The organism is Cellvibrio mixtus subsp. mixtus J3-8 (genome assembly GCF_000766945.1).
Lineage (GTDB): Bacteria > Pseudomonadota > Gammaproteobacteria > Pseudomonadales > Cellvibrionaceae > Cellvibrio > Cellvibrio mixtus_A.
Genome location: NZ_KN266220.1, coordinates 5307 through 6161, shown reverse-complemented (window position 1 = coordinate 6161; position 855 = coordinate 5307). Strand labels below are relative to the sequence as shown.

Sequence of the window (855 nt, the reverse complement as noted above, 5' to 3'; positions counted from 1 at the left end):
CATAAATCCTCCTATTTCGGGCGAAACCAATTGTTAATATCGATTTGATCTACACTGTTAATGAGTTTCAAACCAAGCCCAATAACGCATGCAGAAAAAACAAAACTGCTAATGGCTCGCTCGCTAAAAATATGACCGAGTACCGCCTCACCACTGGTGTAACCCATAAATAAACTGATGAGCAAATAGACCAGTCGTGTAATTATTTTTAAATCTTTTGCGCTCATTACAAACAGGCTTGACCCTGCGGTTGCTCCAATCAGGGCATTTGCATCTATCCCATGAAAAAAAGAAACCAGAGTTACACCTGTTGCTGTTACTGCGGCCACAGTGGTTGAGCTTGCGGGTTCAGCCATAAAATTAATCCCAAAGTTTGACGGTGTTTTTAATCGGTACAGGCGCTATTGCAGGCAACTTTACCTGCGTGCCTACGGGCAGCTGCGCACCCAGCGCCGCGAGACCAGGATTCGCCGCTAATACTTGTTCGGTTACTTTTGCTGTGTAGCCATAATGCCGAACACAAATCATGTCGACGGTATCGCCTTGCACGCTGATAACGGAATCGGCCCGGGCGTTCATATCAATTCAATCGTTGTGCGCGGCGCGCCGATAATGTCGTTAATTGCCCATGATGCATCGCGGCGATACGATTCTGCGGATGGTTCCAGTGTGTCGGCTTTTTCTTTTCCGGCATTGGTTGTGTCGTAATCGGGAAGGCGCTCTACCAATTCCGCTTTGGCGAGTGACCACACGGCAGTGAAATACTGGTTTTTAATCGCGCCAGCTGGATGACCTGTTTTTTGTGGAACGTCATCCAGTGCCGCTATGCCTTTTTGTTGCTGTTGCGATACCCAA

At 47.6% G+C, this 855-nt stretch carries 3 protein-coding genes; all 3 read right to left on the bottom strand.

The annotated features are described in order from the left end of the window. Positions 1 to 11: 11 nt before the first annotated feature. Positions 12 to 356, bottom strand: a complete 345-nt coding sequence (locus tag A596_RS21645) for a putative holin (protein ID WP_039918810.1) — start codon at positions 354 to 356, stop codon at positions 12 to 14. Positions 357 to 360: 4 nt separating this feature from the next. Next, positions 361 to 579 carry a tail protein X gene (locus A596_RS21640; protein WP_039918844.1) on the bottom strand — a complete coding sequence of 73 codons (219 nt, stop codon included), beginning with the start codon at positions 577 to 579 and terminating at the stop codon, positions 361 to 363. After that, positions 576 to 855: head completion/stabilization protein (locus tag A596_RS22845; RefSeq protein ID WP_160280218.1), on the bottom strand; the 280-nt coding region annotated here is incomplete at its 5' end. The genes A596_RS21640 and A596_RS22845, both read right to left, overlap by 4 nt.